Below are 18,366 nucleotides of genomic sequence, written 5' to 3'. Positions count from 1 at the left end.
CATGGTGGACGTGCTGGTCTGCATCAAGCGGGTGGTGGACTCCACCGGCGAGGTCGTGCTCACCGACGACGGCCAAGCGGTCGACGGGCGGTACGCCGGCTTCACGATGAGCAACCACGAGGAGTGCGCGGTCGAGCTGGCCGTCCAGGTGGCCGCCGCGACCGGCGGCGAGGCGAGCGTGCTCACCCTCGGCGACGCCGACGCCGTTGAGCAGCTGCGCTCGGCGCTGGCCGTGGGGTGCACCGCCGCCACCCACGTCGAGGCCGAACCGTCGCGCCTCGGGCCGGCCGACGTGGCCCGCGAGATCGCCGCGGTGGTCCGCGACCACGAGGCCGCCGGCCGGTCCCACGACCTGGTCCTGCTCGGCAACGACGCGGCCGACAGCGGCGACTTCCAGGTCGGCATCCGGCTCGCCTACGAGCTCGGCCGCCCGGTCGTCAACGGCGTGGCCACCGTCCGGGTCGAGGACGGTCCGGACGGGCTGCGCGTGGTCGCCGGCGGCGACGGCCCGGAGGGACACGAGACCTACCGGGTCCCGCTCCCGGCCGTCGTGACGATCCTCGAGGGCGGCGTGGAGCCGCGCTACCCGACCGTGCCCGGCCGGATGAAGGCCAAGAAGGTGCCGGTCGAGCAGCGCTCGCCGGTCGCGGAGCCGGCCGGCCCGAAGCGGGTCCGGCTGCTGCTGCCACCGCCTGCGCCCAGCAACGTCCAGGTCCTCGGCAAAGGGGCGGACGCCGCCCCGGCCGTGGTCGACCTCTTCGAGAAGCTGGGGGTGCTGGCCCGATGATCCTGGTCCTGGTCGAGACCGACGCCACCGGCGCGGTCGAGGTGTCCCGCGAGGCGCTGACCCTCGCGCGTGACCTGTCCGCCGCCGGGGGTGGCGTGCCGGTCGACGCGGTCGTGGTGGGTGCGGTGCCGGACGGGCTGCAGCCGCAGCTCGCGGCGTACGGCGTGCGCGCCGTGCACCACGCCGGCGGCGAGGAGCTGGCGGCGTTCTCCGGTGCGGCCTGGGCGGCCGCCGTGCAGGCCGCTCGCGAGGCGGCCGGCTCGGTCGTCGTGATGGCGGCCGGCACCCCTCGCGGCAACGAGGTGCTCGCGCACGTCGGCGCCCGGCTCGGGGTCGCGATGGCCGCGAACGTGCTGTCCTTCGGCGGGCTCTCGCCGTTCGTGGTGACCCGGCAGGTGGTCGGGGGCGCGGCGCTGGAGGAGATGCGCCTCGACGAGCGGCCGGCGGTGTTCACCGTCGCCGGGCACGCGGTCGAGGCGGTGCCGGCGGCCGCGCCCGGGCCGGCCGAGGTGGTCGAGTGTCGCCCGGCGCTGACCGAGGCGGACCTCGTCGCCCGGGTCGTCTCCACCGAGGAGCCGGAGCCGGACCTCTCGGGGTCGCTCAAGTCGGCCCGGGTCGTGGTGGGCGCGGGCCGGGGAGCCGGCAGCGCGGACGGGTTCGCCGACCTGCTGGAGCTGACCGAGCTGCTCGACGCCAACCTCGGCGTCTCGCGCGTGGTCACCTCGCTGGGCTGGCGGCCGCACCACGAGCAGGTCGGCCAGACCGGCTCCCGGATCTCGCCGGACCTCTACATCCCGTGCGGGATCAGCGGCGCGATCCAGCACTGGGCCGGCTGCGCGACGGCCAAGAACATCCTGGCCATCAACACCGACCCCGACGCGCCGATGGTCACCAAGGCGACGTACGCCGTCATCGGTGACCTGCACGAGGTGGTGCCCGCGATCAACGCGGAGATCCGGAGACGCCGCGGCTGACGCCGAGGACCCGCGTGCCGGGTCTTGCGCGCGAGACCTACCCTGATCCCACGGGGAGGGAGGGCCATGCGCGGACGACGGGCAGTGGCGGCGTTCGCGCTGCCGACGGTGCTGGCGCTGGCGGCCGCCTGCACGGGCACCAGCGCCGAGGAGGCCGACGACACCCCGTCGTCGTCCGGCGCCACGGGCACCACCGCGAGCGCCACGCCCGGTGGCCGCGGCAGCGCCGCCCCGGTCGCCGACCCCGAGCACGCCGTCGACCCGCCCGGGCCGCGCACCGGCGTCGTCGGGATCGCCGACGTGCTGGTCTACAACACCTCCTCCCTCAGCCCCGCCACCGTCCGCAGGATCCGGCAGCTCGACGGCGTCACCCGCGTGGAGACGCTGTCCCTGGCCCAGGTGGTGATCGAGAACGAGGCGATCACGGTCGCGGCCGTCGACCCCGGCACCTACCGCAACTTCACGCCGTACGCCTCGGCCGAGACCCAGGCGGTCTGGGACCGGGTCGCCGGGGGGGAGCTCGCGCTCCGCCCGGCGCTGCGCGACAAGCTCCCCACCGACAAGCAGGACTACCTGCGCCTCGGCAGCGACAAGGACGCCACCGCGGTGCACATCGGGGCGTTCGCGCCCCAGACGCCCGAGGTGGACGCGGTCGTCAACAGCAGCTGGGCCCCGACGTTGGGCATGGAGCCGGACAACGCGCTGCTGATCGCCACCGGCCAGACCTCGCCCGAGTCGCTGCGCACGAAGATCGAGCGGATCGCCGGGAACGACGCCTCGGTGCAGATGACCGACATCGTCGCGCGGCGCGGGCTCGACCCCGACGTGAAGCAGACGGCGTTCCTGGTCGGCACCGTCGCGGACGCGGTCGGCACGTTCAACTACACCGTGCTCGGCGGTGGCCGGATCGCGCCCGACCCGGCCTGGGTCTCGTCCCACATCGCCACGCAGACCGTCCCGATCCTGGGCAGCGTCACCTGCAACAAGCTGATCTTCCCCCAGCTGACCGCGGCGCTGAACGAGATCGTCGACCGCGGCCTGGCCGACAAGATCCACCCGGGCGAGTACGCCGGCTGCTACTACCCGCGCTTCATCGCCGGCACCACCTCGCTGTCCAACCACTCCTTCGGGCTGGCGCTGGACCTCAACGTGCCCGGCAACCAGCGGGGCACCGCGGGTGAGATGGACCGCGACGTGGTCGCGATCTTCAAGCAGTGGGGCTTCGCCTGGGGCGGCGACTGGCACTACACCGACCCGATGCACTTCGAGATGAACGCGCTGGTCAACCCCCGCTGAATCAGCCCACGGGGTCGCTGGTGTGCCGCCGGACCCGGTCGGCGACCAGCGCCATCGTCGCCGCCGCGCCCAGCAGGTCGTCGGTCAGGAAGTAGTGATCGGCCGCCGGGGTGGTCGCGTGCACGACCGGCACGTCGGCCTCGCGCAGGCGCTGCGCGAACAGGTCGCCCTGCGGGCGCAGCGCGTCGTGCTCCGCGGTGAGCACGACGGCCGGCGGCAGGCCGGTGAGGTCCCGGGCGAGCAGCGGGGAGGCGTAGGGCTCGCGCCGGGTCGCCTCGTCGGGGAAGTAGACGCGCCGGACCAGCCGGCGCAGCCCCGGCGAGACCGTCCCGGTCCCGGCCTGCGGCTCGGAGGCGACGTCGAGGGCCGGGACGCCGAGCACCTGGAGGGCCGGTCGGAACGAGCCGCGGTCCCGCGCCTGCAGGCACACCGAGGCGGCCAGCCCGCCGCCCGAGCTGAGGCCGCCGACGGCGATCCGGCGCCCGTCGACCCCGATCCGGTGACCGTGGTCGGCCAGCCACGCGGTCACGTCGTGGCACTCGTGCTGGGCGACGGGGTAGGCGACGTAGGGCCCCGCCCGGAAGTCGACGTTGACGACGACGACACCGGCCTCCGCCGCGATGTAGCGGCACCAGAAGTCGTCCATCTCCGGGTAGCGCATCAGGAAGGCGCCGCCGTGGAAGTGCACGTACGCCGGCAGCAGGCTGGGGGGCAGGTCGGGATCGCGGTAGACCTGCACGGGCACGTCGCCGTACCTCGTCGGCACGCGGTGGTGCAGCGGCGGCGGCAGGTCGCTGCCCGAGAACCGCAGGTTCTCGCCGTACCGCACGGTCCAGCGCGCGGTCGCGTGCACGAACGCAGCGCGCAGCCGGTCGTCGATCCTCATCGAATCCCCTCACCCCTCACCATGTTCGGTGACCGCCGCCGTCCGGATGAGCGCGACCGGCACAGGTCCAGACCAGCGGCAGCGATAGCGTGCGACCCATGCGCGCCGTCCAGGTCATCACGCCCACCGGTCCCGCCGACCTCGAGGTCCGCGACGTCGCGGAGCCGACGCCCGGTCCCGACGACGTCCTCGTCGAGGTGCACCGGGTCGGCATCTCGTTCCCCGACCTGCTGCTGAGCCGGGGGGAGTACCAGCTCAAGCCGGAGCCGCCGTTCACCCTCGGGGTCGACTTCGCCGGCACCGTGCTGCGCCCCGCCGAGTCGGGTGCGGGCGGCTTCGAGGTCGGTCAGCGGGTCGCCGGCGTCGGGGCGTACGGCGGTGCCGCGGAGCAGGTCGCCACGCCCGCGATGTTCACCTTCGCGCTTCCCGACGCGCTGTCCTTCGACGAGGGCGCGGCGCTGCCGATGAACTACCTCACCGCGCAGTTCGCCCTCGCCGAGCGCGGCCAGCTGCGCGCCGGGGAGACCGTGCTCGTGCACGGCGCCGCCGGCGGGGTCGGCACCGCCACCATCCAGGTCGCGAAGGGGTACGGCGCCCGCACCATCGCCGTCGTGAGCTCGGAGGAGAAGGCCGCCGTCGCCCGGCAGGCGGGGGCGGACGAGACGGTGCTCCTCGACGGGTTCAAGGACGCGGTCACCACCCTGACCGGCGGCCGGGGCGTGGACGTCGTGATGGACGTCGTCGGCGGCGACGCCTTCACCGACTCGCTGCGGGTGCTGGCACCCCAAGGCCGGCTGCTCGTGGTGGGCTTCGCCGCCGGGCAGGGCATCCCGCAGGTCAAGGTCAACCGGCTGCTGCTCAACAACGTCGACGTCCGCGGCGTCGGCTGGGGCGCCTACGCGATGACCCGTCCCGGCTACATGCAGCAGCAGTGGGCCGAGCTGGTCCCGATGATGGAGAGCGGCGTGGTCCGCCCGCCGGTCGGCGCGACGTACGCCCTCGAGGAGTTCGGCCGGGCGCTGGACGACATGGACCAGCGGCGCACGCTGGGCAAGTCCGTGGTGCGGGTGCGCGACTGACCCCCGCCACCGCTTGCGGGCAGGGCCCCGGCCGTTAGGGTCGGGGGCGTGAGCATCCTGGACGAGGCCCGCGAGGGCATGAACCCCGCCATCCGGCCGCAGGACGACCTGTTCGGCCACGTCAACGGCCGTTGGCTCGACGAGACCGAGATCCCCTCGGACCGCTCCAGCTGGGGCCCCTTCGTCCAGCTCGCCGACGCGGCGGAGGAGCAGGTCCACCGGATCATCGAGGACCTCGCGGCGGCGGTCACCCGCGGCGACGAGGGCCTCGGCGACGACGCCCGCAAGATCGGTGACATCTTCGCCTCCTTCATGGACACCGAGGCGATCGCCCACAAGGGGCTGCGCCCGGTGCGCCCGCTCATCGACGCGGTGGCGTCGCTGCGCGACGTGCGCGACCTCGCGGCGTTCCTCGGCGAGTTCGAGCGGATCGGCGGGCACGGCCTCTTCGGCTCCTACGTCGACACCGACGACCGCCAGTCCGACCGCTACCTCTTCCACCTCGTGCAGGGCGGCCTGGGCCTGCCCGACGAGTCCTACTACCGCGAGGACAAGTTCGCGGAGGTGCGCGAGAAGTATGTCGGCTACCTGACCCGGCTGCTCGGCCTGGTCGAGCACGAGGACCCGGCCGGTGCCGCGGCCACGATCCTGGCCATCGACACCCGGCTGGCCGCCGGCCACTGGGAGCGCGCCGAGACCCGGGACGTGCAGAAGACCTACAACCTGAAGACGGCCGAGCAGCTCAAGGAGCTGTGCCCGTCGTTCGACTGGGACGCCTACGTCACCAACCTCGGCGGCAACGAGCTCACGATCGCCGAGGTCTGCGTCCGGCAGCCGTCGTACCTCGCGCACCTCTCCACCGTGCTCGACGAGGTCCCGATCGAGCAGTGGAAGCAGTGGCTGCTCAGCCACGTGGTCCGCTCGGCGGCGCCGTACCTCACCGACGACTTCGTCGAGAACAACTTCGACTTCTACGGACGCACCCTCAACGGCACGCCCGAGCTGCGGGCCCGCTGGAAGCGCGGCGTGGCGCTGGTGGAGGGCGCGATCGGCGAGGCGGTCGGCAAGGAGTACGTCGCCCGGCACTTCCCGCCGAGCTCGAAGGCGCAGATGGACGAGCTGGTGGCCAACCTGCTCGCGGCCTACCGCGACTCGATCTCCCGGCTGGACTGGATGACCGAGGAGACCAAGCAGCGGGCCTACCAGAAGCTCGAGACCTTCAACCCGAAGATCGGCTACCCGAAGAAGTTCCGCGACTACTCCGCGCTGCAGGTGCGCGCCGACGACCTGCTCGGAAACGTCGCCGCCGCGGCGGCGTTCGAGACCGACCGGCAGCTGGCCAAGATCGCTGCGCCGGTCGACCGCGACGAGTGGTTCATGCTCCCGCAGACGGTCAACGCCTACTACAACCCCGGCACCAACGAGATCTGCTTCCCGGCCGGGATCCTGCAGAAGCCGTTCTTCAGCCCCGACGCGCACCCGGCGGAGAACTACGGCGGCATCGGCGCGGTCATCGGCCACGAGATCGGCCATGGCTTTGACGACCAGGGTGCGCAGTACGACGGCGACGGCAACCTCAACGACTGGTGGAGCGCCGCGGACAAGGCGGCGTTCGAGGTGAAGTCGAAGGCGCTCATCGCGCAGTACGACGCCTTCGAGCCGCGCACCCTCCCCGGGGAGCACGTCAACGGCGCGCTGACCGTCGGGGAGAACATCGGCGACCTGGGCGGCCTCACCATCGGCCACACGGCGTACCTCATCTCGCAGGGCGGCCAGGCCTCCGTCGAGGACCGGCAGCGGCTGTTCATGAACTGGGCCTACTGCTGGCGCACCAAGCGCCGCAAGGAGCAGGAGCTGCAGTTCCTCACCATCGACCCGCACAGCCCGGCCGAGTTCCGCGCCAACATCGTGCGCAACCTCGACGAGTTCCACGAGGTCTTCGGCACCGCCGAGGGCGACGGGCTGTGGCTCGACCCCGCGGAGCGCGTCCGCATCTGGTGAGGTCGTCGGCGATCAGCCGGCCACGACGCAGCTGACGGGCCGCTCGACGGCGTGACAGCTGTCGTGGCCGGCTCCGCCGTCGCCACGGTCGTCGTCGTTGCCGAGCCCGTCGCCGTCCAGCAGGTCGTCGCCACGTCCGCCGGACAGCCGGTCGTCGTGGATGCCGCCCGCGAGGCGGTCGTCGCCGCGGCCGCCGTACGCCGTGTTCCGGCCGCGCGAGAGGTGGAGCAGGTCGTCGCCGCGCCGGCCCCGGACCAGGTCGCCGCCGGTGCCGGCGAACAGGCCGTCCGCGCCGGGGCCGCCGAGCAGGGTGTCGGCGCCGGCGTCGCCGTGCACGAACGTCATGGGGGCGCCGGCCCGGGAGTCGACCACGATGAGGTCGGCCTGCTCGCCGCCGTAGGCGTCGGCGCCCTGCGGTACCCGGATCCGGTCCCGGCCGGCCATGCCGTAGGCGGCCTGCGCGCCGCAGATGCGGTCGTCGCCGCTCTCGCCGGTCACGGTCGCCCCGCCGACGACGACGTCGTCGCCGGCGGTCCCGTGCACGTCCTCGGCCGGGCCGGCGACGACGGTGGCCGCGCGCCCGAAGCAGGTCGGGGTGGTGCCGGCCGCGACCGGCTCCTGGAGCAGCGCGCCGCTGCCGGCCAGCAGGAGGAGAGCAGAGAGGACGACGCGCATCAGCCGGCGACCTCGCAGCTGGTCTCGCGCTCGATCTCGCCGCAGGTGTCGCGGCCTCGTCCCCCGTCGCCCAGGTCGTGGTCGTCGACGTTCCCGCCGCCGTACAACGTGTCGTCGCCGCGGCCGCCGTAGAGCCGGTCGTCCTTGACGTGCCCGATGATGCCGTCCGCCCCGCGGCCGCCGTGGGCTACGTTCTCGCCCCAGTTGAGGTGGATCGAGTCCCGCCCGGCGCCGCCGTGCACGGTGTCGCCGCCGACGCCGGTGAAGACGAAGTCACGGCCCGGACCACCGCGCACGACGTCCGCGCCCGCCTTGCCGTAGACGTGCGCGGGGGCGGACCCGGGGGCGGAGCGGGTGACGAACAGGTCGTCGCCGGGCCCACCCTGGCCGGACGCCCCGGCCACCACCTCGATCCGGTCCTCACCCGCCTGGCCGTGGGCCTTGCCCGTGAACCCGCACAGGCGGTCGTCGCCGTTCCCGCCGTAGACGTCGCTGCCACCGACGATCACGTCGTCGCCGTCGGTGCCGACCGCCTCCTCGCCCGGCGCCGCCACGATCGTGGGCGCGCGTCCGAAACAGGTCGGCACCCCCGCGGCGGGAGCGGGGGCCGGGGCGCCGAGCAGGACGAGTGGACCGGCCACCGTGGCCAGGGCCGCGAGGCGACTGACGAGCGTGGGCACACGACCTCCCGGGAGCGCGACGACGATGTCGGCAATGTCGCACGGTCGGGGCAGCTCGCGCAGCATCTTCGCGGCCTTGCCTGGCGTGTAATGATGATTACATGATTACGAATGAGGATCTGGAGCGGGTGCGGGGCTGGTTCGCCGGCCGCCTGCCCGAGGAGTGGACGGTCGAGGCGCCGCGGGTGGCGGTCGACCGTGAGGAGATCACGGTGGTCCTGACCATCCCCGACGTCGAGCTCGCGGACGACGTCACCGACGCGGAGCGCGCCGAGGCGCGGGCCGGCCGGGCCCGGGCGTTCCGCGAGGACACCCGCGAACGCCGCATGGAGATCGCCCGCGAGGCCGAGCACCGGTTCGAGCGGAAGGTCTCCTGGGGTGTCCGGGTCGGTGGGCACGAGGAGCTCTGGACGCACGTCGCAGCCCCGGTGATGACCCGGCTGCGGCAGCCGCAGCGGCAGGTGCTCGACACCCTGGTCGAGGCCGGCGTGGCCCGGTCGCGGTCAGAGGCGCTGTCGTGGTGCGTCCGGCTGGTCGGCCAGCACGAGGGTGACTGGCTCGCCGAGCTGCGCGAGGCGATGGGCGCCGTGGCCGACGTCCGCGGCCGGGGACCCGCCGCCTGACCCGGTCGGTCGTGCGGCCCAGCGTGCGCCCCGGCGCACCCTGAGCCGCACGACGCGCGTCAGCTCCGCTCGCAGTGGGAGCGGTGCTCGACGTCGTCGTGGCAACGGTCGGTCCCGGCGCCGGCGCGACCGGTGTCGTCGCCGCGGCCGCCGACGAGTTCGTCGTTGCCGCGTCCGCCCTCGAGCAGGTCGTCCCCGCCCCGACCGTCGACGGTGTCGCTGCCCCGGCCTCCCACGAGCCGGTCGTCCGAGCCCATGCCGAACAGGCTGTCCGACCCGGGCCCGGCGACCAGCACGTCGGCCCCGGGACCCCCGTCGAGGAACTGCTCGGCGCCGCGGGACCTCAACGTGTCGTCGCCCCCACCGCCGCCGAGGTGGCCGACCCGGTCGACCGTCAGCACCACCAGGTCGTCGCCGCCCTGGCCCGAGAGCTCCGGGTAGTCTCCGCCCCGGCCGCCGAAGCGGATCCGGTCGTCGCCGGCGCCGCCGTACACGAGGATCGCCCCGCAGACACGGTCGTCGCCCCCGTGGGCGTGCACCTCGGCGCCGCCGCGGGCCACGATCACGTCCGGTCCCGGCGTTCCGGTGAGGTAGCCGGTCCCGACGATCGTCGCGGGCTTCCCGAAGCAGCGCGGCGCGGTCGCACTCGGGGCCGCCTCTCCCGGGGCCGCTCCGAGCACCGCAGCGAGCGTGACGGTCAGCCCGACGTTGACGAGGGCCGCCAGCATCATCCGGTTCGAGCCCATGGTGTCCCCCCGAGTGGTCGTGGCGGCCGGCGCCGCCTCCTGCCCCTTCAGACGCGTGCCGGGCGCGAAGGGTTGCCACGCTGCGCCCCTGACCTGTGGAGGGCGCGCGTCGCGCCGTCGGTGTCCGCTGGTAGACAGGCCGGGTGAGCCCCTCCCAGTCGACGACCGCCGACGTCCGCCAGCAGACCCGCGACCGGGCGGAGGCCCACCTGCGCGCGCTCGTCGGCCCCCGGGACGGGCAGCCCGAGGCGCGCCTGCGCGAGGACCAGTGGACCGCCATCGAGGCCCTCGCCGTCGACCGGCGCCGGTCGCTGGTCGTGCAGCGCACCGGGTGGGGCAAGTCGGCGGTCTACTTCGTGGCGACCCTGCTGCTGCGCGAGGCGGGCGCCGGGCCGACGGTGATCGTCTCCCCGCTGCTGGCCCTGATGCGCAACCAGATCGCGGCCGCCGAGCGGGCCGGGATCCGTGCGGTGACCATCAACTCGACCAACATCGAGGACTGGGAGCCCATCCACGACGCCATCCGCGCCGGCGAGGTCGACGTCCTCCTGGTCAGCCCCGAGCGCCTCAACAACCCCGGCTTCCGGGACGAGGTGCTGCCGCGCCTGGCCGGGACGTGCGGGCTGCTCGTGGTCGACGAGGCGCACTGCATCTCCGACTGGGGTCACGACTTCCGGCCCGACTACCGCCGGATCCGCACCCTGCTGGGCGACCTGCCCGAGGGCATCCCCGTGCTCGCGACGACCGCTACCGCCAACGCCCGGGTCACCGCCGACGTCGCCGAGCAGCTGGGCGTCTCGGGCGGCTCGCCCGGGGTCGCCGGTTCGGCCGGCGACGGGGTGCTGGTGCTGCGGGGCTCGCTGGACCGCGAGTCGCTCCGGCTGGGCGTGGTCCGGCTGAAGACCGCCGAGCAGCGGCTGGCCTGGCTGGCCGACCACCTCGCCGAGCAGCCCGGCTCCGGGATCATCTACTGCCTCACGGTGGCCGCGACCCAGGAGATCGCCGACTACCTGCGCTCCCGCGGCCACGACGTCGCGGCGTACTCCGGCCAGACCGATCCCACCGAGCGGCACGCCCTCGAGCAGGACCTCGGCGCGGGCCGGGTCAAGGCGCTGGTCGCCACCAGCGCCCTGGGCATGGGCTTCGACGCGACGCTCGGCTTCGTGGTCAACATGGGCGCGCCGTCCTCGCCGGTCGCCTACTACCAGCAGGTCGGCCGCGCGGGCCGCGGCACCGACGAGGCGACGGTGGTGCTGCTGCCGGCGATCGAGGACCGCGACATCTGGGCCTACTTCGCCTCGCTGGCGTTCCCCCGCGAGGAGCTGGTGCGCCAGACCCTCCAGGTGCTCGCCGACGAGGGGCGTCCGATGAGCACCGCCGCCCTGGAGACCTACGTCGAGCTCAACCGCAACCGCCTCGAGACGATGCTCAAGGTGCTCGACGTGGACGGCGCGGTCCGCAGGGTCCGGGGTGGCTGGGAGGCGACGGGCCAGGAGTGGGTGTACGACGAGGAGCGCTACCGCCGGGTGGCCGAGGCCCGCGAACGGGAGCAGCAGGCGATGCTGGACTACCTCGACACCGACCGGTGCCGGATGTGGTTCCTGCGTGACCAGCTCGACGACCCTGCGGCCGAGCGGTGCGGGCGCTGCGACAACTGCGGGGGCCTCGACCTGTCCACCGAGGTGTCGGCCGCGAGCGTCGAGGAGGCGGGGGCGCGGCTCGCGCGCCCGGGCGTGCCGATCGAGACCCGGAAGATGTGGCCGACCGCGCTGGCCAACCTGGGCGTCGACCTGCGCGGCAAGGTCGGGGACGGTGCGAGCGAGGGGCGCGCGGTCGCCCGGCTCACCGACCTCGGCTACGGCCAGACGCTTCGCGAGCTGTTCCGCCCCGGCCAGCCCGACGGCCCGGTGCCGGTGCCGCTGGTCAAGGCCGTCATCGAGGTGCTGGGCGACTGGAGGCCGAGCGTCGACGCGATCGTGGTCGTGGAGTCCGCGACCCGGCCGACGCTGACCGCCGACCTGGCCGACGGCCTCTCCCGCTACCTGGGGGTGCCGGTCGCGGGGCGCTGGTCGATCGTCGACCCCGACGTCGAGCCGGGCCGGGGGGCGATGAACTCCGCGCAGCGGGTGGCGGCGGTGGGGCGCAGGTTCCGGCTCGAGGGCGAACCGCTGGAGGGTCGGTCCGTGCTGCTCGTGGACGACCTGGTCGTCACCGGCTGGACCCTCACCCTGGCCGCCCGGGCGGCCCGCGCGGCGGGTGCGGCCGAGGTGCTGCCGCTGACGCTGGCCCTGCAGTCCTGAGCGCTGGTCCCGGGCCCCGGGCCCGAGCGGTCCCCGAGTTCAGGCAATTCGCCTCCGGGGCCGGGGCCCGGACCCTACTCTCGTGAGGACATCGCCGGCGGGGGACGGCACCCGCACTCTCGGAGGAACCTCATGACTCGATCTCGTCACGCCGCTGCCCTGCTCCTCACCGGAGCTCTGGTCCTCACCGGCGGCGCCGCCTCGGCCGCCCACAAGTCCGCGAAGGACAAGTCCGACGACGCCGCCCCGGCGGCCGACATCACCCGTGTCACGGTGAAGAACACCGAGAGGACGCTCACGATCCACACCAAGCTGCAGAAGGCCTCCGCCGGCCGCAGCCACGTGGTGGCCACGCTCACCCCGGCCGCCGAGGGCGCCGCGCCGTTCGTCGCCCGCACCGTGGAGACCGGGCCGGGCAAGAAGGTCGGGGCGACCCTCGAGACCACCGCGCTCGACGCGACCGAGCCGACCGCTGTCGACTGCCCGGGCATCAAGGCCTCGGTCTCGTCCGGGCGTTCCGGCCAGGTCGTCATCCGGGTCCCGCAGTCCTGCTTCGGGGACGCCGCCGGCACTCTCACCGTCGAGGTGGTCACCGAGACCGCCGGCGGCGACGTCGCCGACGAGGCGCCCACCCTGAAGGTCAAGCAGGGCTGACCGCTCCGTGAGCTGGGCCCGGTTCCGGTGTGAGCAGGGCCCAGCTCAACGAGGGGAGGCGGCCTCGTCCTCGCGCAGGTGGGCGTAGTAGTCCCGTGGGCGGCCGTCGCGGTCGATCATCGACAGCAGCCGCAGCCCGGCGGCCTCGACGGTCCGCGAGCTGACCCAGGCCAGCGCCATGGTCGGGACGGCGACCAGCACCGCCGACACCAGGAACCAGGGTCCGGGGCGGGCGCCGGGCAGGAGGCCGAGCGAGTCCAGGAAGCGCATCACCGGCTCGTGGATCAGGTAGACGCCGTAGCCGAGCGTCCCGACCCAGACCAGCGGCCTCCACTCCAGCCACGCCGGCCACGGGCCGTCGTGGAGCACGACCGAGGCCAGGGCCACCGTGATCGCGGCGGCGTACAGCGGGTGCCACCACTCACCGTCGATGCTGATCGGGCGCGTCATCACCAGCGCGCCGAGCGCGGCCACGCCGAGGGTGGCGGCCAGCCGCCGCAGTGGCGACGGGAGCCGCACGCCGGCCGCGCTGAGCACGGCCAGCCCCATGCCGAGGCCGAAGTCGGCGGCCCGGGACAGCGGCGAGAACCAGATCGACCAGTTCATCGGGTCCTGGCTGGTCAGCACGGTGGCCCACAGCAGGTAGGCGACGCCGACCAGGACGGAGAGGGCCGGCAGCGCGGCCACGACCGCGACCCGGGCGCGGCGCTCCGGCGTACGGCGGGCGGCGGCGTTCACGAGCGGCACCGCGAGGGCCATCAGCAGGTAGAAGTGGAACTCCACCGCCAGCGACCAGGCCGGCCCGTCGGTCCAGAAGATGTAGCTGTCGCTGTAGACGTGGGTGAACGTCAGGTGCAGGACCAGGTCCTGCCAGTGCCCGGGCCAGGCCGGGTTGGTGACGGCCCACACGACCAGCACCACCGTCAGGTAGAGCGGCAGCAGCCGCGCCATCCGGCGGTAGAGCAGCACCCGGCCGGGACGGCCCTTGCGGCCCTCGATCGCGGAGCGCGCGACCGGCAGCCACAGGACCAGTCCGGAGAGCACGAAGAACATGTCCACGAAGAGGTCGGTGCCGAGCATCGCCTGGTGGGCGGCGCCGGACCACGGCCACGCACTGTCCGGGCCCGAGCGGTTGTGCTGGTAGGCGTGGAAGGTGACGACCGCCAGCGCGGCGAGGCCGCGCAGCCAGCCGAGCGGGAAGACCACGCGGCGGGCGCGTGCCGTGTCGGCGGGGTCGGTGGCGGGGGCGTCGGCCAGGGTCGGGGGTGTGAGAGTCGCGGTCATGCGGCCACCTCCGTCCGGTCGGAGTCGGTGCGGTCGGTGTCGGTGGAGCCGGAGCTCGCGGCGGTGCGCGGGGTGACGACCCACTGGTGCTCACCGCGCAGCTGCTTGAGGTGTGCGATCCGGTTCACGAGGTTCTTGGCCTCGGTGTAGAACAGCAGGTTGGCCAGCGCCGCGCCGACGAACCACCACGGGTGGCGGCGCAGCTCGGGCGTCGCGAGCCGCCAGGCGGCCAGCGTCTGCAGGGGACCGGACGCGGTCACGAACAGCGTCAGCAGCAGGAACATCGGCGAGCCGAGGTCGAAGCCGCCGTCGCGCCAGGCGAGGAAGCCGAAGAGCGGCCAGACCGACATCGCGATCCAGGGGTAGACCTCGCGCCAGCCCAGCAGGTAGACGACGCCGATCTTCTGGCGCAGGGTCAGCGTGGGCTTGCGCAGGATCGGGCCGAGGTGCCGCAGGGACACCTGGAACCAGCCCTGGGCCCAGCGCATCCGCTGCTTCCACAGCGCGCGCGGGGTCTCCGGGGCGAGCTCGTGGCTGACCAGCCCGGGGTCGTTGACGATCCGGCCGTCCGCGTCGAGGACCCGCATGGAGGCCTCGATGTCCTCGGTCAGGAAGGAGCCGCGCAGGCGGATCCGCTCCAGGGCCGAGGCGCGCCAGTAGCCGTTGGAGCCGCCGAAGATGCCGAACTGGTACAGCGCCGTACGGCCCGGGTGGGAGACGGCGTAGATCTGCTCGAACTCGACGGCGATCAGCTTCGCGAGCGCGGAGTCGTCACCGTTGCGGATCACGCAGTGGCCCTGCACGACGTCGGCGCCGTCGGCGATCCAGCGCCAGGCCCGCTCGAACGAGCCGGGGGCCGGGTGGTGGTCGGCGTCGAAGATGCCGACGAACTCGCCCTCCGCCACGCGCAGCGCGGCGTTGACGTTCTGGGCCTTGGAGGTGCTGTCGGGCACCTTCAGCACGGTCAGGTCGGGGTGCCGGGTCGACAGCAGGCCCAGGTCGCCCTCCACCTCGAGCGGCACGGGCGTGTTGTAGGCGACCACGACCTGCAGGCCGCCGGGGTACTCCTGCTCGAGGAAGGAGTGCACGGTGTCGAGGATCGTGTCGGCCTCGTTGGGCAGGTACGCCGCGATCACGGCCGTCGCCCGCGGGGCCGGGCCGTCGGGCTCGGAGGGCAGGCGGGGCGGTTCGAGCGCCTGCGAGCACTCGGCCCAGATGGTGAGGGCGGTCAGGCCCAGGGCGCCCACCAGCACCCAGTACAGCGGCCCGGAGAGGTCGACGCCGAGCATCGAGAGACCCACCAGGGCCAGGAACGGCAGCACGACGCTGCCGACGGTGGCCAGCAACATCTGGCGGCTGGCGCTCACCCAGGTGACGGCCTTGTGCCGGGTCCGCACGTGCGCACCCTGCTGGCGGGGCTGGTGGTCGCGCTGGTTGAGCGACTCCGCCGCCGCGGTGGTGGCGTGCGCCTCGGCCTGGGCCGGGTCCTGCTTGCGGGTGATCGGCGCCCAGCCGACCCCGAGGTCGATGACGCCGTCCCGGTCCTGCAGGCGGTCGAGGACCTCGATGGCGTGGTAGGCCATCTCCTGCAGGCGGACCGGGCGGGCGGCCCGGTCCTCGTGCCGCAGCCGCAGCGTGAGCCGGCCCTCGGGGGTGCCGGCGACGACCTCGCCGGGCTGGAGGAAGCGGGTGAGCCGCTCGGCGGCCGCGGTGACGAGCTCCCCGGACGCGCGGACCGACGCGGTCACGTCGTCGCCGGGCACCGCCCACACCGGGTCGATCACCGCGACGATCTCGCGGTGGCGGGTCGGCACCGGCAGCCGGGATCGGGCCGGGAGCCGGATGATCTCGGTCGGGGAGACCACCCGAGGGGCGTCGGGGGCCTGCTGACGGGGGAGGAGGAGGGACACGTGCGTGACCTTTCGGAGTCGACGGGCGCCGCGCACGTCACCGGGGACGCCGGGCTGCTGACGGGTCGAACACGGACGGGCCCTCGGGGCCACGGTCCTGCGTCGAAAGGCGCGCTGCGTGAGTCGCGCTGGATCGACCACCGTCCCGAACTCCGGCCCGGCTCCGCAAGTCGGGTGCTCCCTCCGGGCGTGGCCGCGATCACGGGCCCGGACGCGCAGCGACCCCGGTTCCCGCTCGGGGAACCGGGGTCACGGGTGCTGCGTCACACCGGCGGCGTGGGCGACGTCACGGGCCCGCGTCGCGCTCCGCTGCTCGGAGAGGTCAGTGGACCGCCATCGCGGCCGCGTCGACCGGCTGCTCCGGACGGCTGCGCGGGAGGAACCACGACGGGATCAGGCAGGCTGCCACCATCACCGTGGCGACCACGAACACGTCGGCGTAGACGCCGGCCATGTCCGCGGGGACCGACGCCGGGTCGGTCGGGTCCACGTGGTCCTGCAGGCCGTTGGTGAGCAGGACCGAGAACACGGCGGTGCCGATCGAGGCGGCGACCTGCTGGACGATGTTCATCAGCGTCGAGCCGCGGGCGATCGTGTGGTCCTTCAGGGTCTGGAGCGCCGCGGACATGATCGGCATCATCGTGCCGCCCATGCCGAGGCCCATCACGAAGAGCGCCGAGAGCAGGAAGGTGTACGACGTGGTGTCGGTGACCTGGGTGAACATCCCCATGCCGATCGTGATCACCACGATGCCGGCCATCACGATCGTGCCGGGGCCGATCCGGTCGGCCAGCACGCCCGCCACCGGCATGGTGAGCATCGCGCCGATGCCCTGGGGCGCGAGCAGCACGCCGGCCCCGAGCGCGTCCTCGCCCCGGACGGTCTGGAAGTAGAGGGGGAAGAGCAGGCTGGCGCCGAAGAAGGCGATCGCGAACAGCGACATCGCGACCACCGCGACCGTCATGCGCGGGTTCTGGAACAGGCGCAGGTCGACCAGCGGGTGGATGTTGCGGCGGTGCAGGGCCCACGGCACGAAGGCGGCGATCAGCAGCGCGCCGATCACGGCCGGGACCAGGACCTGGGTGTCCCACACGGTGCCGGCGGACGGGATCGAGGAGACGCCGTACAGGAAGGCGGCCAGGCCCGGCGAGAGCAGCACCATCCCGAGCCAGTCGAACGTCTCGGACGGCTCGACGTGGTCGCGCGGCAGCACCAGCGCGGCGTAGACGATCGCGAGCGCCCCGATCGGCACGTTGATCAGGAAGATCCAGTGCCAGCTGGCGGAGTCGATCAGGGCGCCGCCGAGGATCGGGCCGAAGATCGGGCCCAGCAGCATCGGGATGCCGAGGACCGCCATCACGCGGCCGACCCGCTCGGGGCCCGCGGCGCGGGTCAGGATCGTCATGCCGAGCGGCATCAGCATGCCGCCGCCGAGGCCCTGCACCACGCGGAAGGCGACGAGCATCTCGAGCGTGCTCGCCGCGGCGCACAGCGCGGAGCCGGCCGCGAACAGCACGATCGCCAGCAGGTAGAGCCGCTTGGTGCCGAAGCGGTCGGCGGCCCAACCGGTGAGCGGGATGACGCTCGCCAGCGCGAGGGTGTAGCCGGTCATCGTCCACGCGACCTCGGCGGACGTCGCGTCGAACTCGGTCTGGAACGTCTTGAGCGCCACCGAGACGACGGTGATGTCGAGGATCGACATGATGGCGCCGAGCACGACGACGCCGGCGACGACGAGGACGCCCTTGTCGAGCCTGTCGGTCGGTGGCGTGGTCCCGGGAGCGGTGTCGGTGGTCACCGCTCGAGGCTAGGCGGGGCCTCCGACAGCCACATCCGACTTTGGTCGGCCCGCGGAGTGGGGCCGGTCACGTCGGCCGCCCGGGCCTCCCGGCTCCCGGCCGGCCTCAGGCCAGCAGGTCCTCCACGGCGGCGACGACGCGCTCGTCGTCGGGCTCGACGCGCGGCGAGAAGCGGGCGACGACCCGGCCCTCGCCGTCGACGAGGAACTTCTCGAAGTTCCAGGTGATGTCTCCCACCGAGCCGTTCTCGTCGGCCGCGGTCACCAGCTCGGCGTACACCTCGTGCCGGCCCTCGCCGTTCACCTCGACCTTCTCGGTCATCGGGAACGTCACGCCGTACGTCGCCGAGCAGAACTCCGCGATCTCCTCCGAGCTGCCGGGCTCCTGGGCGCCGAACTGGTTGCACGGCAGCCCGACGACGGTGAACCCGCGGTCGGCGTACTTCTCGTGGAGCTGCTCGAGGCCGGAGTACTGCGGGGTCAGCCCGCACCTGCTCGCGACGTTGACCAGCAGCGCCGGCCGCCCGCCGGCGATCTCGCCGAGCGTGGTGGGCGTCCCGTCGAGGCGGGCGATGGGGGCGTCGAGGATGCTCATGGCGAGCGAGTCTACGAGCGCGGGGGAACCCGTCGTCGGCGCCGGTCGTTACCGTCGAGACCCCACCCCGCCTCCCGA

16 protein-coding genes are annotated in these 18,366 nt (G+C 73.7%); 8 read left to right on the top strand and 8 right to left on the bottom strand.

Annotated elements, in window-relative coordinates; genetic code table 11:
* The first annotated feature begins 1 nt into the window (after position 1).
* The 3 genes from ACFO9I_RS15065 to ACFO9I_RS15055 all read left to right on the top strand — a co-directional run bounded on the left by ACFO9I_RS15065 (position 2) and on the right by ACFO9I_RS15055 (position 3,057).
* Positions 2-787, top strand: a complete 786-nt coding sequence (locus ACFO9I_RS15065) for an electron transfer flavoprotein subunit beta/FixA family protein (RefSeq protein WP_379182229.1) — start codon at positions 2-4, stop codon at positions 785-787.
* Entirely contained in the window at positions 784-1,761 is a 978-nt protein-coding gene (locus ACFO9I_RS15060) for an electron transfer flavoprotein subunit alpha/FixB family protein (protein ID WP_379182227.1), read from the top strand. Before ACFO9I_RS15065 ends, ACFO9I_RS15060 begins: the two co-directional genes overlap by 4 nt.
* Positions 1,762-1,827: 66 nt before the next feature.
* The gene (locus ACFO9I_RS15055) at positions 1,828-3,057 is read left to right on the top strand and encodes a M15 family metallopeptidase (protein ID WP_379182225.1); all 1,230 of its coding nucleotides are present in this window, start codon (positions 1,828-1,830) and stop codon (positions 3,055-3,057) included.
* Between the two features lies 1 nt (position 3,058).
* Here the strand turns inward: ACFO9I_RS15055 and ACFO9I_RS15050 are convergent, their stop codons facing one another.
* Positions 3,059-3,943: an alpha/beta hydrolase fold domain-containing protein gene (locus ACFO9I_RS15050; RefSeq protein WP_379182223.1), complete on the bottom strand. Its 885-nt coding sequence runs from the start codon at positions 3,941-3,943 to the stop codon at positions 3,059-3,061.
* Positions 3,944-4,041: 98 nt separating this feature from the next.
* On the opposite strand from ACFO9I_RS15050, the gene ACFO9I_RS15045 reads away from it, so the two are divergent.
* Together ACFO9I_RS15045 and ACFO9I_RS15040 are read left to right on the top strand one after the other, a co-directional pair.
* Entirely contained in the window at positions 4,042-5,022 is a 981-nt protein-coding gene (locus tag ACFO9I_RS15045; protein ID WP_379182221.1) for an NADPH:quinone oxidoreductase family protein, read from the top strand.
* Positions 5,023-5,070: 48 nt separating this feature from the next.
* Positions 5,071-7,023 carry a M13 family metallopeptidase gene (locus ACFO9I_RS15040; RefSeq protein WP_379182219.1) on the top strand — a complete coding sequence of 651 codons (1,953 nt, stop codon included), beginning with the start codon at positions 5,071-5,073 and terminating at the stop codon, positions 7,021-7,023.
* Between the two features lie 12 nt (positions 7,024-7,035).
* On the opposite strand, the gene ACFO9I_RS15035 is transcribed toward ACFO9I_RS15040, so the two are convergent.
* On the bottom strand, positions 7,036-7,698 hold the full coding sequence (locus ACFO9I_RS15035) for a calcium-binding protein (RefSeq protein WP_379182217.1): 663 nt from the start codon (positions 7,696-7,698) through the stop codon (positions 7,036-7,038).
* Positions 7,698-8,378 carry a calcium-binding protein gene (locus tag ACFO9I_RS15030; protein WP_379182215.1) on the bottom strand — a complete coding sequence of 227 codons (681 nt, stop codon included), beginning with the start codon at positions 8,376-8,378 and terminating at the stop codon, positions 7,698-7,700. Before ACFO9I_RS15030 ends, ACFO9I_RS15035 begins: the two co-directional genes overlap by 1 nt.
* A 101-nt stretch (positions 8,379-8,479) precedes the next feature.
* Here ACFO9I_RS15030 and ACFO9I_RS15025 point away from each other — a divergent pair, with 101 nt between their 5' ends.
* Positions 8,480-9,001 (top strand): hypothetical protein, encoded by a 522-nt coding sequence (locus tag ACFO9I_RS15025; protein ID WP_379182213.1) that lies wholly within the window; start codon positions 8,480-8,482, stop codon positions 8,999-9,001.
* 59 nt (positions 9,002-9,060) lie between these two features.
* Here the strand turns inward: ACFO9I_RS15025 and ACFO9I_RS15020 are convergent, their stop codons facing one another.
* Complete coding sequence (locus ACFO9I_RS15020; RefSeq protein WP_379182211.1) at positions 9,061-9,747, bottom strand: calcium-binding protein; 687 nt, start codon at positions 9,745-9,747, stop codon at positions 9,061-9,063.
* 143 nt (positions 9,748-9,890) lie between these two features.
* Between ACFO9I_RS15020 and ACFO9I_RS15015 the strand changes: the two genes are divergently transcribed.
* On the top strand, positions 9,891-12,047 hold the full coding sequence (locus ACFO9I_RS15015) for a RecQ family ATP-dependent DNA helicase (protein WP_379182210.1): 2,157 nt from the start codon (positions 9,891-9,893) through the stop codon (positions 12,045-12,047).
* Between the two features lie 132 nt (positions 12,048-12,179).
* Complete coding sequence (locus tag ACFO9I_RS15010; protein ID WP_379182208.1) at positions 12,180-12,701, top strand: hypothetical protein; 522 nt, start codon at positions 12,180-12,182, stop codon at positions 12,699-12,701.
* Positions 12,702-12,746: 45 nt separating this feature from the next.
* Here the strand turns inward: ACFO9I_RS15010 and ACFO9I_RS15005 are convergent, their stop codons facing one another.
* The 4 genes from ACFO9I_RS15005 to ACFO9I_RS14990 form a co-directional block, all read right to left on the bottom strand.
* Positions 12,747-13,985 (bottom strand): acyltransferase family protein, encoded by a 1,239-nt coding sequence (locus ACFO9I_RS15005; RefSeq protein ID WP_379182206.1) that lies wholly within the window; start codon positions 13,983-13,985, stop codon positions 12,747-12,749.
* Positions 13,982-15,895, bottom strand: coding sequence for a glycosyltransferase (locus ACFO9I_RS15000; RefSeq protein ID WP_379182204.1), 1,914 nt, complete (start codon positions 15,893-15,895; stop codon positions 13,982-13,984). The genes ACFO9I_RS15005 and ACFO9I_RS15000 overlap by 4 nt, the downstream gene beginning before the upstream one ends.
* Positions 15,896-16,217: 322 nt before the next feature.
* On the bottom strand, positions 16,218-17,693 hold the full coding sequence (locus ACFO9I_RS14995; RefSeq protein ID WP_379182200.1) for a DHA2 family efflux MFS transporter permease subunit: 1,476 nt from the start codon (positions 17,691-17,693) through the stop codon (positions 16,218-16,220).
* A gap of 106 nt (positions 17,694-17,799) precedes the next feature.
* The gene (locus ACFO9I_RS14990; RefSeq protein WP_379182198.1) at positions 17,800-18,288 is read right to left on the bottom strand and encodes a glutathione peroxidase; all 489 of its coding nucleotides are present in this window, start codon (positions 18,286-18,288) and stop codon (positions 17,800-17,802) included.
* Between the last annotated feature and the right edge of the window lie 78 nt (positions 18,289-18,366).

This window comes from Nocardioides sp. GCM10023255, assembly GCF_042653125.1.
Classification (GTDB): domain Bacteria; phylum Actinomycetota; class Actinomycetes; order Propionibacteriales; family Nocardioidaceae; genus Nocardioides.
This window is presented reverse-complemented; position numbering and strand designations above follow the sequence as displayed.

Excerpts from the sequence above, each read along its gene's own strand:
- ACFO9I_RS15060 (WP_379182227.1), top strand. The coding sequence starts at position 784 with ATGATCCTGGTCCTGGTCGAGACCGACGCCACCGGCGCGGTCGAGGTG.
- ACFO9I_RS15055 (WP_379182225.1), top strand. The coding sequence starts at position 1,828 with ATGCGCGGACGACGGGCAGTGGCGGCGTTCGCGCTGCCGACGGTGCTG.
- ACFO9I_RS14990 (WP_379182198.1), bottom strand. The coding sequence starts at position 18,288 with ATGAGCATCCTCGACGCCCCCATCGCCCGCCTCGACGGGACGCCCACC.
- ACFO9I_RS15010 (WP_379182208.1), top strand. The coding sequence starts at position 12,180 with ATGACTCGATCTCGTCACGCCGCTGCCCTGCTCCTCACCGGAGCTCTG.
- ACFO9I_RS15020 (WP_379182211.1), bottom strand. The coding sequence starts at position 9,747 with ATGGGCTCGAACCGGATGATGCTGGCGGCCCTCGTCAACGTCGGGCTG.
- ACFO9I_RS15025 (WP_379182213.1), top strand. The coding sequence starts at position 8,480 with ATGATTACGAATGAGGATCTGGAGCGGGTGCGGGGCTGGTTCGCCGGC.
- ACFO9I_RS15005 (WP_379182206.1), bottom strand. The coding sequence starts at position 13,985 with ATGACCGCGACTCTCACACCCCCGACCCTGGCCGACGCCCCCGCCACC.
- ACFO9I_RS15065 (WP_379182229.1), top strand. The coding sequence starts at position 2 with ATGGTGGACGTGCTGGTCTGCATCAAGCGGGTGGTGGACTCCACCGGC.
- ACFO9I_RS15050 (WP_379182223.1), bottom strand. The coding sequence starts at position 3,943 with ATGAGGATCGACGACCGGCTGCGCGCTGCGTTCGTGCACGCGACCGCG.
- ACFO9I_RS15035 (WP_379182217.1), bottom strand. The coding sequence starts at position 7,698 with ATGCGCGTCGTCCTCTCTGCTCTCCTCCTGCTGGCCGGCAGCGGCGCG.
- ACFO9I_RS15045 (WP_379182221.1), top strand. The coding sequence starts at position 4,042 with ATGCGCGCCGTCCAGGTCATCACGCCCACCGGTCCCGCCGACCTCGAG.